At 41.1% G+C, this 13,719-nt stretch carries 7 protein-coding genes and 1 pseudogene; 5 read left to right on the forward strand and 3 right to left on the reverse strand.

Going from position 1 to position 13,719, the window contains the following annotated elements; all coding sequences use genetic code 11:
* From BIW53_RS18620 to BIW53_RS18640, 5 genes and pseudogenes are all read left to right on the forward strand, one after another.
* A pseudogene (locus BIW53_RS18620) lies at positions 1 to 618 on the forward strand (MFS transporter); the annotation flags it as partial.
* Between the two features lie 160 nt (positions 619 to 778).
* Entirely contained in the window at positions 779 to 3,415 is a 2,637-nt protein-coding gene (locus BIW53_RS18625; RefSeq protein WP_070993533.1) for a leucine-rich repeat domain-containing protein, read from the forward strand.
* A gap of 330 nt (positions 3,416 to 3,745) precedes the next feature.
* Positions 3,746 to 4,036 carry an ArsR/SmtB family transcription factor gene (locus tag BIW53_RS18630; protein ID WP_070993534.1) on the forward strand — a complete coding sequence of 97 codons (291 nt, stop codon included), beginning with the start codon at positions 3,746 to 3,748 and terminating at the stop codon, positions 4,034 to 4,036.
* Between the two features lie 58 nt (positions 4,037 to 4,094).
* The gene (locus BIW53_RS18635) at positions 4,095 to 5,054 is read left to right on the forward strand and encodes a permease (protein WP_070993535.1); all 960 of its coding nucleotides are present in this window, start codon (positions 4,095 to 4,097) and stop codon (positions 5,052 to 5,054) included.
* Between the two features lie 13 nt (positions 5,055 to 5,067).
* On the forward strand, positions 5,068 to 6,228 hold the full coding sequence (locus tag BIW53_RS18640) for a M14 family metallopeptidase (protein WP_070993536.1): 1,161 nt from the start codon (positions 5,068 to 5,070) through the stop codon (positions 6,226 to 6,228).
* Between the two features lie 83 nt (positions 6,229 to 6,311).
* Here the strand turns inward: BIW53_RS18640 and BIW53_RS18645 are convergent, their stop codons facing one another.
* The 3 genes from BIW53_RS18645 to BIW53_RS18655 form a co-directional block, all read right to left on the reverse strand.
* Complete coding sequence (locus tag BIW53_RS18645; protein ID WP_070993537.1) at positions 6,312 to 7,778, reverse strand: flavin monoamine oxidase family protein; 1,467 nt, start codon at positions 7,776 to 7,778, stop codon at positions 6,312 to 6,314.
* A 181-nt stretch (positions 7,779 to 7,959) separates the two neighbouring features.
* Positions 7,960 to 9,069, reverse strand: coding sequence for an ATP-binding protein (locus BIW53_RS18650; RefSeq protein WP_070993538.1), 1,110 nt, complete (start codon positions 9,067 to 9,069; stop codon positions 7,960 to 7,962).
* A 186-nt stretch (positions 9,070 to 9,255) separates the two neighbouring features.
* Entirely contained in the window at positions 9,256 to 12,597 is a 3,342-nt protein-coding gene (locus BIW53_RS18655; protein WP_070993539.1) for a LamG domain-containing protein, read from the reverse strand.
* Positions 12,598 to 13,719: the final 1,122 nt, after the last annotated feature.

Consider the following 13,719-nt stretch of genomic DNA (forward strand, 5'->3'; position numbering starts at 1 on the left):
CTGCTCACCTCGTTTTACTACATCGGCCTATTATTTGGTTCTAAACTTGGTTACCACTTGATCAAATCTGTTGGTCACATCAGAGCTTTTTCTGCTAGTACCGCGGTTGTAACGGCCTGTGTCGCAAGCCATGGTATTAGCGACAACATCTACATATGGCTAGTACTACGCTTGGTGGTAGGCTTAGGAATGATGTGTAATTACATGGTGCTAGAGAGTTGGCTCAATGAACAAGCGGCGCCAGAGCAACGTGGACGTGTGTTTTCATTTTATATGTTAACGTCCTATTTGGGTATGGTTGTAGGTCAGTTTGCACTATCGCAATTCCCACAGTTGGGGTACGCTCCGCTGTTTCTTATCTGCATTGCATTGTCGTTTGGTATTGTGCCAATTTCAATAACACGTAGGATACACCCGAAACCTCTCAAGCCCCTCCAGGTCAGCTTATGGGGTTACTTTAAAAGAGTGCCTCAATCACTGACCGCTGTATGTTTTGCAGGGATCATTAATGGCAGCTTTTATGGCTTAGCTCCCACCTTTGCAAGTCAAGCTGGTTTGAATGCCAAGGAAATTGCTATGTATATGTCAGTTACTATAGTCGCAGGCCTGCTAGCCAAACTTGCCCGAACAGATAGAAATACGGAGACTTTCAGCTTGTAGCTTCCTCATAATAGACTCGGCTTTATTCGCACACCCCGCTGTACAGATTTTCCTAAAAAGAATACAATCTGCGCATTAAAGCTAACAACAATTAAATTTAATAATTCATAAGGGTAGTATGAAACAGATACTCAACACTAAGGGACTAGCACTTTCAATACTCACGCTTGCATTAACAGCATGTGGTGGAAATAGTGATAACAAAACATCAGAATCGCAAAATCAAGCCCCTGTCATCATGGCAGCTGGAGACCTAACAGTTAAGGAAAGGGATACGTTCTCATTTTCTGCACAAGCCTCTGGCAATAATGGCTCAATCAAAAGTTTCGTTTGGGAACAAACCGCAGGGACCACCGTTGAGCTATCAAACACCGATACAAATACTATTGAGTTCATTGCACCGGATATTACCGAAGATGAAACTATCACACTTAAGTTAAGCGCTACCGACAATGATAGCCAAACCACTAGCAAAGAGTTTGTTGTTACAATAAACGCTTACGCTCAGCCTTCAGCGGATGTTTTCCCCGACAAAGCCTTATTAGCATGTATGAACATCTCTCGGCTTGATATGGGTACCAAAGCTATTGAATGTAAAGGTGTCCCTATCCGCTCATTAGAAGGCTTACAGACACTCTCACAATTGGTGTCGGTTAAGATTGAAAGTACTTATCTTGAAGGACTTGAAATACTTGGATCGCTAACACAATTAGAAGACTTAACACTGCATGATGACTACGTTGACACTGATTATTCAGCACTAAACAACTTAACCGCTCTAAAGTCGCTATCTATCTATTCCCGAACGTATAACTCAACCATTGATTTATCAAACTTTCAAAACTTAACGTCTTTAACACTACAATCTATTTATTTTAGCTATGATCTCTTTGACATATCAGAACTTCCAACATCGTTAACCGAGCTTCATTTATCGAGGTTAGAAGTGTATAACGCCAGAGCCTTATCATCACTATCTCAGTTAGAAAAGTTAAGTTTAGATAATGTTAGTAATATTGATTCTTTGTCTTTTCTATCACAAATGCCGAATTTGAAAGAAGCAACATTGGCAAACCTCAATGTTAGTGATATCAGTGCACTTGCATCGACTCCTAACCTAGAAAAGTTAGTTCTTAGAGATGCCAATATTGAAGATTTCAGCATCATTGGAGATCTTACCAAGCTTACATCCTTAGCATTGGAGTATAAGTATATTGGCTATAACCGAGCATTCGATATCAACACTATCAAAACGCTGTCAGAGCTAGCAACGCTGTCCCTTCGTGGCATTGAGTTGGAAAATACCGCAGGCTTAAACTCTTTAAGCAATCTTACGGCACTCACGCTAAGCAATAACAACCTAACTACGCTAAGCTTTTTGGCAAGTTTAGAACAACTCATTCACTTAACAGTTGGCAGAAACGCACAAGCTATGGACATTTCATGGATTGTATCTTTACCTGAGTTGGCTGAGTTAACGATAGATGATTCAATAGATATTAGCAGTCTAAACGCCCCTGTTAATTCACTCACTAAGCTAAGCATCCAGCATATAAATACATCTAGCTCTTTGGATATAGCATACCTTAGCCAACTGAATAAACTTGAGGAGTTGGATATTTTTACTAGTGATATCAGCAACATCGGCAGCATTTCTGACCTTACAGAACTGCAACACCTGTCAATTCAAGCCCGTATTGATGAGTTACCAAATATCAGTAAATTATCACGACTTACAACACTCACACTGACCAATAATCACTCTGATGATGACAACTCTGATGATGACATTGGTCTATCTGATTTTACGGATTTTGGAGCTAATTCATCGCTCACAAGCTTGAAACTTAAAGGGTTTTCAAAAAATGAAGATTTAACCGCGCTAGCTCAATTTTCTGCACTAGAAGAGTTGGAGATCTGGGAATCAAAAGCGACAAGCATCACACCCATATCACACTTAAAGAAGCTTAAGCGATTGACACTGTCTGATTTTCCAGCTGTTAACCATATGGCTGAGTTGATGAGCCTAGGTAACTTGGAATCTCTAGCCATATACTCAGCCCCAAACATGATGTGTGCTGACCTAGAAGCATCACGTACAGCCCTTGCAGAAACCGTATTATTGGAGCTGCCGGATGAATGTGTTGAGAGTTTGGTAGATTTTAGCCTTATTACGGATGACAACTTGATAAAATTTATTCGTGAAAATGCTTACTATGATGTACTTGCCCTAGATTCCTTAACTCTTGAAAACAATAATATCGTGTCACTGACTGGGCTAGAGCAATATAGTAACTTAAAATATCTACGGATGGTGTCATATGATCGCTCAGAGCATGTAATTAGTCTTTTAAACAGCCTGAATATCAGCCCACCACCAAACCTATCAGAAATTACAATAAGTTCGGGAAGTTTGACCACATTAAGAGACCTTACTCTGCCTCAGACAGTAAAATCATTTGAATTGATTTACAATGAGACAGTTTTTGATTTGGAAGGCTTCCATGTTCCTTATATTGAGGACCTAAACTTATCATCGACTCCACTATCCAATTCACAATTGTTAGCAAACTATACCAATTTAACCTCTTTAGACTTGGATAACACACGCATACCTGATTTAACGCCATTGCATTCACTAACGCAACTAAGGATGCTGGATATATATTGGTCGAACATTGATTGTGCTCAAGTAGCAGCATTAGAAGCTGCTTTGCCAAACACTCAAATCAGAAAATATAGCAATTGTAACTAACTTCTCCTATGGGGCCATCGAGTCGATGCGCCCCTAATTTTCTCTTAAAGATAACTCGCTAGATACATTTTCTCAATTACCTTCTATCACCCTAAATTACCAATCAGCAACCTATGCAACATCGCCCTATTTGCTCATTGCTTAGCTCTATACCAATTACCTCAGATAAACCTTCATACAGTTCAATCGCGATTGGTTCTTTAAGTATTTTGCTGATTTTTATTTAAATTTAAATGGTTAAGATTATCTTCGATATTTAGCAAAACAATATATTTCGATATTTCTAGAAATATATTGTTCTGTCGTTTTTTCTGTCTTACACTGCGTGTTATGAAAATTGAAATGGCTGCCAACCAACTGGCAGAGCTTGGGCATGTAACCCGGCTCGAAATCTATCGAATTTTAGTACGCGCAGGCCACCATGGCTTGGCGGTGTCTGCTATTCAAGAAAAGTTAGATATACCCGGCTCAACACTTTCTCACCATATCTCTCGATTGGTGAAAGTGGGGTTATTGAGCCAAACCCGTGAAGGTCGCGTGCTGCGATGCCAAGCTCAGTATCAAGAGCTTGAGCGTCTTATCGACTTCCTGTCTGAGGAATGCTGTAAAGGCTGCGACTAAAAAAAAAAATTTACACTATATTTCGAATATTCTAGAAATATAAAACCAAGGAGCATCTATGTTTACTTATCAACAATGGCAAAATGCGCTGGAATTTTTTGTTACGACGTTTGCTGAACTCACCTTACTATTTTTAGTGATCAGCTTTATTGTCAGTGTAGTTAATTACTATCTCCCCATGGCAAAAGTACGTCAATTATTGTCGGGTAACAGAGGCTATACAGTAGCCATTAGCCTCGGCGCGGTAACACCATTTTGTAGCTGTTCAACGCTGCCAATGATGGTGGGGCTACTCAAAGCCAGAGCCGCATTTGGCCCCGTCATGGCTTTCCTATTTACCTCCCCTCTGCTTAACCCATTTATCATTGCGCTACTTTGGGCCACATTCGGCGTTAGTATTACGCTATTCTACGCATTTTTTGCTGTTGCGATGGCGATACTCTCGGGCATGTTAATGCAGCACTTTGGCTTTGAGCGCTTTATTCGCGATGAGTTGTTCACTCCAACGCCAAGCAAGTCTTGCGATTCTGCCAATGAATCCAGTTGCCAAACAACGTCATCTGGTTGTTGTGACACTCCCTCAGCTAAAAAGCCGCAAACAATTGCTCATATTGCAGCCCTATCTAAAGATGCTTTTAAACAGTTAACTATGATGCTGCCATATATGGCAATTGGCGTTGCAGTAGGCGCAGTTTTACACGGTTTTGTACCGAGTGAACTGTTTAGCAAGCTTGCCGATGTGCACCTTTTATTATTGATCCCCCTGTGTGCACTGATAGGCACTTTTTTATATGTTCGAGCTTCAACCATGATCCCCATTGCTGCATCACTGGTGGCAAAAGGGTTAAGCCTAGGCGCTGTAATGTCGCTGACCATTGCAGGAGCTGGCGCAAGCTTGCCTGAAATGATCATGCTCAAAAAGCTGTTTCACTGGCCACTGCTGCTCGCGTTTATCGGATTGGTATTTACCACCGCCTGTATAACGGGTGTAAGTATTGAACTATTGAATTTGTCATAACAGGAGAAACATCATGGTCACCATACATTCCGATTTTGAAAGCGGCTCGATTGAAGTGATAAACGCCAGCAACGCACAAAATATTGAGCTCAACATCAGCAAAGACAATCAAGCTTGTACCAGGCAATGGTTTTACTTTGCTGTTGAAAATAGTCTCATAGAGCCACAACAACTAAAGCTGTGTAATGCAGCAAAGGTGAGCTTCCTAAATGCTTGGCAGAATTACCAAGTGTTTGCCTCATATAACAATGTTGACTGGTTTCGAGTAGCAACTCAGTATCAAAACGAGCAGCTTATTATTAATAATGATGTCACAGAGCACATAGTTTACTACGCCTATTTTGTGCCATACCCTTTGGCTAGACAATATCAGCTCAATCATCGTTTGCAGCAAAACCATCACGTAATGACTGAGCAAATAGGCAAGTCAACGTTAGGTGAAAACATGACGTTATTGCGGATTGGAGATCACCATGAACAAGCTAAAAAGGTCTGGCTGATTGCCAGACAGCACCCTGGTGAAACCATGGCGCAGTGGATCATTGATGGATTGCTCGAACACTACCTTGAAAATACAACAACATTCACCAGACAATTTGCCAACATTGAGTTTTATATTGTTACTAACATGAACCCTGATGGCAGCAAGCTGGGGAATCATCGTACCAATGCGCAAGGCGTCAACCTCAATCGCCAATGGCAAGACCCAGATCCAGCCAGTTGCCCTGAAGTCGCAGCCGTTAAGCAAGCAATGGAGTCCTATGGTGTTGATTTATTTATTGATATTCATGGAGATGAACAGCTTGCGTATAACTTCATGATGGTTGAAGGGAGTCATCCCATGGGGAAAGCGCTTAAACGTTCATTACATCAGCTCAATAGTGATTTTCAAATAAAGTATGACTACAACACGCCAAATGATGAAGTGAATGACTCTGCTATCAGCTCATGCTGTGGTTGTGCTCCAAAGGCATACTCAACCGCAACACAGTATGTTTACCAAAAATTTGGCGTTGCTGCTATTTTATTGGAAGCGTCATTTAAACCACTTGCAGGAAAGGTACAAACCTCTCGCTGGGACCATCATGATTGCCAACGACTAGGCGCCAGTTTACTGCAATCCATAGCTGCTACAAGCAAAATGTGGGATCATTCGTATACCAACACTGTTTGAGATGCTTAACTAGATAAAGTGAATAGTTGGCTAGTAAATCAGGCACCTTAAAAATAATAAGGTGCCTGCGACATACGCACTGATTACAATTTCAGTTCGCTGATTTGTTTTGCAACTCTTACCCCACTTCTAACAGCTCCTTCCATGTAGCCTAGATATAAAGTGTCGGTATGCTCTCCTGCAAAATAGATTCGTCCTACAGGTTGTTTGAATAGATCCCAGTAAGCGCTCATTTGGCCTGGCCCATAGGCTAAAAACCCGCCTTTTGTCCATTGTTCATTTAGCCAACTTTGAGATTTCGCTTCAACAAAATACTGTGAAGACCCCGGATACATCAGCTCAATTTCAGCTAATCTGGTGTCGATGACCTGTTGATCGCTCCAATGTTGCTGCATCTTACTAAAATCACCGGATGTATAAGCTATCAAGATGCCACCCTCGCCTCCTTGGCGCTCAGTGGTCTCCCAAGTCCAACCCGTTGGTAGGCTTGCCACTACGGTATCACCGCCCAAGTTATGCTCTAGCCAAAAGCGCTTGCTGTAACGCAATAGCACTTTAGAGTGTGTACCATAATTGATATTTTTAGCGGCTTGCGTCAACTCATCTGGCAATGCAGGAGTAAAGGTGATCTTGTTTAACACTTTCAAAGGAACTGTCACGACTATCACATCCGATGTATAAGTATCATCCGATACTGTTGTGACAGTGATTTTATTGTCTACTTGTTGAATGTTTGTCACTGCTTGATTTAGTAGAATATCGCCCGAGATATTTTTGGCAAACGCCGAGGTCATAGCCTGACCACCTTTTAAAAAACGAAATGACTCAACATCGTCATCTGACACATTTTCATATACCTTTGCATACTGGGCTAAATGCAGCAAAGATAAGTCTTTTGGCTCATCAAACTCCCCCCTGACAAACTGTTCAGCGAGCTGCTTAGCACTAGGGTGTAGTTGCAATTCATCTATCCAGCTTTGCACATTCCGCTTATCTAATTCGACAGCCGCTTCTAATATGAGTGGCTTTTCAGGGTCGGGCACTATATCCGCTAACAGGCTAAGTTCATCATAAAAGCGATAATAATCAGTGACTACAGGTGCACTGTAAGACTCATCAAACTCATCGTAACTCACTAAGTTGTCATCAATGTAATATGCGCCGCTTTGGATACTCCCTTCATAGCCGGTATTAGCCAGCTCTACATCAAATAAGTGGGCATAGCGATGAAGTTCTTTGTGAACGGTCTCACCATCTATAAATTCACCACCGATTTCACCGCTTTGCTGACCCATCTCAACTGTTGCGACTCGACCACCAATGCGGTCTCGAGCTTCCAATACTGTCACGTCAAAACCTAACTGCTCAAGCTCATAAGCAGCACTTAGCCCAGACAGCCCAGCGCCAACAACAACAGCTGTTTTTTCCGTACTAGATTTTTGTGAGTCAATAGGTAAACCGATTTCATCATGGTCACCACATGCACTGAGAAACAGTAACAATATATATGTGAAGGTACTTCGGAAAAAGTCCATTTTCCAAATGTTCATTTTAAAATCCTCATTATTAAATATAGATAAACACCGCAAAAAAAGCGGTGATGAATTATATTTATAACAACGGAAAACGCAAACCTATATTTATAAAATATAATTAATTAAACAATAAACCAAAAATTAATGATTTATTTAAATTAACTGTAAATATCATCTAATTAAAAAATTATAAGTTTTACATACCATCTTCTAAATATTTGATAAAACCGGGAGACTCAATGTAGTACTTATCGCCATACTGAGAGATAATAACCATTGATTTCAATTTCTTAACACTTGTTTGTATTGCAGATGCCGTAATTTCCCCCGACGTTATTCTACTCAATTTATCAATAGTGTTTGTACTGTATAAAGCTGTACACTCTTGCTTTATTAAACTTAAGACCGCAACATCTAATTCTCTGAGTCGCTTTTTGAGATTTTCAAAGTCTCCATCTTGAATCATCAATGCTTTAATATACTCACGCCCTTCTTTTAGACTCGTTTGATGCGCCATCAAATATGTCATGAGCTTCATCATCCAAAATGGGGATTTATCTATCTCTTCGTAAAAGTCGCCGACTTCTAGGGGGTCATAGTGCAAGTTAAAATGCTTTCTTAAGGTGTCACAGCAGTGCTTTACGAATTCGCCTCCCAGCCTTGGGAAATCAATCATAAAGGCTGAGTCGTAAAATGGGCGGTCTTTATCAGTGAACATAGCATTCACTCCAGAACGGCTAGAGCCCGCAAACACGACACTAATATCGCTATAAGTATCTAATGCGGTTCTCAGTGCATGCTGAACTGACAGAAACTTTTCCGAAGAAGCTAGATGTTGAATTTCATCAATAATAATAAGTGCTTTGTCACCACACTTGTTAAATAGCGCTTCAACCAATTGATTGATTTTATATAACTCCGATTGGCTTGGCTTATGTGCATTGTTATCACTAAACTCTATGGTAGCTTTGCCAAATACGTTATTGCCCACCTCTAGTTTTTTGATCTCTGAGTTAGCAATATCGCTTAGTTTACCCTTCACCGACTGATTTAAGACATTGAGTGTACTACTTAACGCTTGAGTGATGGCAAGCGTCGGGTTCTCAGGCTCCCCCCATAGGTTCACATACACGGGAATAAAGCCATTATCCAAAGCAATGGGATACAAATCTTTGAGTAAAAATGTTGTTTTACCTGTTCGGCGAACATCAAGTAGCGCAATACGGCTCACAGCTCCTTGATACACCGTTTGTAGGTATGACTGCGCAAGTGCTTTGCGTTGGAAATGCCAATTGATCTTTTTCATCTGATCTAGCCACTATGCTGTTTTATGGTTAATTATGCACAGTATACATAATTAACCATAAAACAGCATGTTCAGTAACAACGTCATACATATTTTTTTACTTTATCTATATAAATCAAATTTTTAAGCTAAAAAAAATAGACAACCCAATTAACTTAGGCTGTCTACGACTTAGTCACGACTTAATTACTGACCACTAAAAAGCGCCAATATTTCATTCTCATCTAGGGCTTTTTTGAAAAAACGTACATCGTCTATATCCCCTTCAAAGTGATTGCCGGTTGATTGGTTATCGCCATTACGTCGCGCACCAATCAAAATGTCCATACCATTACTTGGTACAAAACCAGACACTTTGCTACCCAAAAGCTGGCCATCTAAATACACCTTGAAATAGCCTGCACTATGATCATTCACAAGTGCAGCAAAATGCCATTGTCCATCATCTATCGAACCTGAGCTACTGCGGATTGACCTATATGCTCCGCCACCCAGACCGACTCTACCGTACAACGCTCCATTGCTACCTGCGAACAGGTAGAACTGCACGTCTGAAGTGGCATCTTTAACTTTAGAGATCAACGCACCACTGTCGGTGGTTTTAAACCAAAGAGTGGTTGTAAAGCTGTGCTGTTGCGGATTGACGTCCATTAATTCATGAGCAGACAAGTTTACATAGTCATCACCATCAAAACGCAAAGCGCCTTGAATATGACCTTCATTCACCCAACTAGCACCTTGCACCACTCCATTGACTTCACTCAGGGCTCCATTATTTGTTGCTGTACTCCCTGAGAGCTCATCCAACGTGAGGTGAAGTAAATTCGCATAAGCTGGGTCAAAACTAAAGCTTGCTTCGATAACGTGATTTTCACTCACATTATCAAATAGATACTCGTTAGCAGCGGGAACAGATTCTCCATCTACCAATAGAGATGATACCTGATATAAAGGTGCTGGAGTGATTGTCATCGTTTGAGTTGCACCACGCGCAACCGACACAGGTCCATTTGGAAAAATATCACCATGCGTGCCACTGAAGGTGCTGATCCTTACAACTTTAGGAGCAAAATTCGCTTTGATCACTTTGTGACCCATGGCTTCACAGCGCCCATCAATCACCTGATCGCAACCTTCCCAACCCAAAAAGTCGTGGTTGCTATCTGCGACTGCACTCAAAGTAACCACTTGATTGGTATCGAACACTGCGCCGCATGTTTGTGGACAGTCAACACCTGCAGGGTTGCTAACGACACGCCCTCCTTCATTCATCAGCACTCTGAGTGTTACATATTCAAGCGCCCCAATATCATAAGCACCTTGCAATGGTCGTGTTATATTGACTAAATCTCTCGTCAACCTCGCTGCTTCCACTGCATATTCCGCAGGCATATCAGTGCCCGTATTCACAGCGGCTGTATCACTTCTCAGAGCATATGGCGCATCATTACCGCCTTCCAAGATATCATCAGCCGCATTAAGATTAGTAACCACAATGACGTCTCCCGCCACATCCATCGGTGTGTTGTCAGGAACGATTAGGTTATTAGCAATGGAGTGAGTTTCTCGATAGATACGAAAATCCACGCTTTCTTTTGCAGGGTTAATAATAGTGTTATTGACTACATGGTGTGATTTACCAGCGTAAATCTGCTGCCAAGGTATGTGTTGGTCTTGTTCATCGTACATTTTGTGATGTTCATCATCGGTATTAAAACGTACCTGAATGGCTGACTCCTTCCCATATTGACCGCCCTTACCTGCATCTTTAATAACATTATTGGCAATAACACCACCTAGAGTTGGCGCATGAACGCCCATGCCATAACCCCCTTCGACGCCACCTTCTAAGGTGTTGCGATAAACATCACAATGACTGTTGGTTTGTAAGCTGATAGCACCTATCTGATCACGGCTATAATTTTTAGTAGAGAAGTTCGTTACATGATTTGCAAATACTTCGCACTCAACTGCGCTAGATTTTACATTGATGGAATCCCAGCCCGTTCTATCAACTATGTTATTGTAAATTTTAACGCCAACCAGCTGTCCCGCCATCGGTTCATTGTAATCACCAAATGCAACCTGCTGTTGTTGATCAGGTGCTTGATAATATTGGCAAATACGCCTTTCATTACCGCCCATACCTGAGCCTGGTAAATGGAATGGATCGGCATGTTCACTGGCCTTGTACAGTCGATAGCTACCATTGGAGCCGATATACATTCCTTCAGTACCGGTATTGTGAATGTAATTGTCATGATAACTGGCATTATAAAACGTCATGTCGCTTCGAGAGCTAGCATCTAGGTGATTGACAACCCCATCATTGTTGTAATCATGCATGTTCTCTCTTTGGTATTGTTCCACCGAGTCATGCAGTACCAAAGGCTCGTTATAGGCATCATAAAATTGTGGCGTTTCACCTTGCTCTGCATACCTTGCAGGCACTGAACCATCAGAGCAATTACTAAACGTTTTGAGGTTAAAACCTGACTGTGTTGTATAGCCCACTTCAATATGATCAAGTTCAATGTCACTACTGCGTTTGTAATAAGCAACACCTTTTCGAACTGTACCAACACGACCATCAATTTTAAAACCGTAGTCATAAGCTTGATTACCAGCACCAGTAATATGTATATGCTGACTGTTTAACACATCAATTGCGGTGTCAATATAACCATTGCTATCTAGGTTTTTAAACACCACTTGTCCACCGGTGTTGATCACTGTGATTGGCGCTTGTGCCGTTCCTGCAACATTCTCAATTCTTAATTCATGGCTTGCGCCCTCTGGTGCACCTTTAACACATAGCACAGCGCCTGGCACCAATACCTGAGCAGGATTAAGGGATTCATTACCTTTACCTTCAACAGTGTTACTTCTACCATCTACGGTGATCCGTTCTTCATGGCTCAATTGCACGGTATTACTTGCAGAGCATAAAGGCTGTGTTTGTATTGCGGTGATCGTGCCCTCAATCCACGTATTTCTGGTTATACTTGCTGGAATTTGCTCATTAAAGAGTCGCAACAAAAAGCTATGTGACAACCACTGTTCATATGTGAGCGGGATCAGTTCATCGCCTACAGGCTGATTATTTGTCTCAAACTCCGTTAGCAAATTAGTGGTGCGAACGGACAAGTTATTATCAGTGACCATACCACTTGGTACGACTAAGTATGACCCTGCGTTCTGTGGGTCTATTACCAATCTGAGTTTTGACTTATCGGCATCCATCGTCAGAGCAAGATCACCGATAGTAGCCTTATAACGAATTCCCGCTGATTGAGATTCAGCTACATAATTTGGATAACTGCTTAAGTCATGCATCTGATCGTCATACCAGTATTCACCGACTATGGGATCTGATGTTTTGATTGTATTGGTAACCAGTGAGTGAGGATCATTTACCTCATTGACATAACCACTAAAGGTTACTTTATACAAGTCGGCCAGACTGTAAAAAGGCAAACATATCATGCTTACAGCTACTAGAGCCCGCCGAGAAGTTAAAAAAGTCATTTTATAATCCTTTTGCATTCAAGTTATTCGGTAAGTTAAATATTTTTTATTTTTAGATTTTTTATTCCAGCAAGTTGAGATGAGAGAATAACTTTAACAAAACCTTCGTAATACACCTACACTTTGTATGGGCTAATATTGTAATAATATCTTACAAAGGCGCACAGTTAAGGTCATGTGGCAATCTTTCCTTACCTTTTAGAAAGCGGCTTTTATTGAAATAAAAATCGCCCACACTTCGATAATATCTTTATTTTTCATTAGTAAAGTTGTGACCTTAGACGACCAATAACGACTAGCTACTTAAAAGCCCTAAGGCTGACAAAGCACACTTTGCTCCAAATAATCGCTCTGTGTCTCTCCAAAAAAATAACGTATAGGGAGTTTTTTTAACCATGATCAATAAACTGAAACTATTTCACTACTATGTTGCGTCCACCTACTGAACATAAAGCAATCCGTTGAGATACAGTTTAAAATTGCTCTACACGTATCACCGCCTTCTACTCCCAGTTGGAATGCGCCAATATCAGCTAACTTAGTAACTATACGCTCCCATTTAAAACGATGTATAACAGATACTTTATCTAAGCCTGTGTGGTGAAACTGTATCCAGCTATGGGGGATTGCATGCGTTGGCCTTACATGTGTTAGTGCCCTGACTTACGACTGCAACCGATGCTCGCAGTAAACTCATTCTTCAAATCTGCTAACTGTTTACATACACCGCATAAACACTTCCAGACACAGAATGCCTTCAGCCCCTAATTAAAAGTTACGCCCGTGCCTACTTTGGCACAGCTGGTGATACTGATAGGTTTTTTACAGGACCAAGTGAAGTATTGAAATAAACAGGCTCTGCTTGATGTACTAGAGCGATACCCTTGATGATAGGCTTGAATACTTTAAAAACGGAGGCCATATTGAGTGTGTTGCACAAAGTATCTACAGCATAAGTCAGAGGAAATGCTCAAGCAGCCTTCAAATAAGTAACAATAACTAACACCTGAAGCTGCTCTTAATTTAATGCTTAATATTAATTTTCAGTAATTTAATTCAAAAAAGCTAAGAGCATCGCAGAGCTGAAAGATAGAGGTTTAGGTAGGTTTCTACCGCTCCACA

Origin of the sequence: Pseudoalteromonas byunsanensis (assembly GCF_001854475.1) — a bacterium.
Taxonomy (GTDB): domain Bacteria; phylum Pseudomonadota; class Gammaproteobacteria; order Enterobacterales; family Alteromonadaceae; genus Pseudoalteromonas; species Pseudoalteromonas byunsanensis.

Excerpts from the sequence above, each read along its gene's own strand:
- BIW53_RS18650 (WP_070993538.1), bottom strand. The coding sequence starts at position 9,069 with ATGAAAAAGATCAATTGGCATTTCCAACGCAAAGCACTTGCGCAGTCA.
- BIW53_RS18630 (WP_070993534.1), top strand. The coding sequence starts at position 3,746 with ATGAAAATTGAAATGGCTGCCAACCAACTGGCAGAGCTTGGGCATGTA.
- BIW53_RS18635 (WP_070993535.1), top strand. The coding sequence starts at position 4,095 with ATGTTTACTTATCAACAATGGCAAAATGCGCTGGAATTTTTTGTTACG.
- BIW53_RS18645 (WP_070993537.1), bottom strand. The coding sequence starts at position 7,778 with ATGAACATTTGGAAAATGGACTTTTTCCGAAGTACCTTCACATATATA.
- BIW53_RS18625 (WP_070993533.1), top strand. The coding sequence starts at position 779 with ATGAAACAGATACTCAACACTAAGGGACTAGCACTTTCAATACTCACG.
- BIW53_RS18640 (WP_070993536.1), top strand. The coding sequence starts at position 5,068 with ATGGTCACCATACATTCCGATTTTGAAAGCGGCTCGATTGAAGTGATA.
- BIW53_RS18655 (WP_070993539.1), bottom strand. The coding sequence starts at position 12,597 with ATGACTTTTTTAACTTCTCGGCGGGCTCTAGTAGCTGTAAGCATGATA.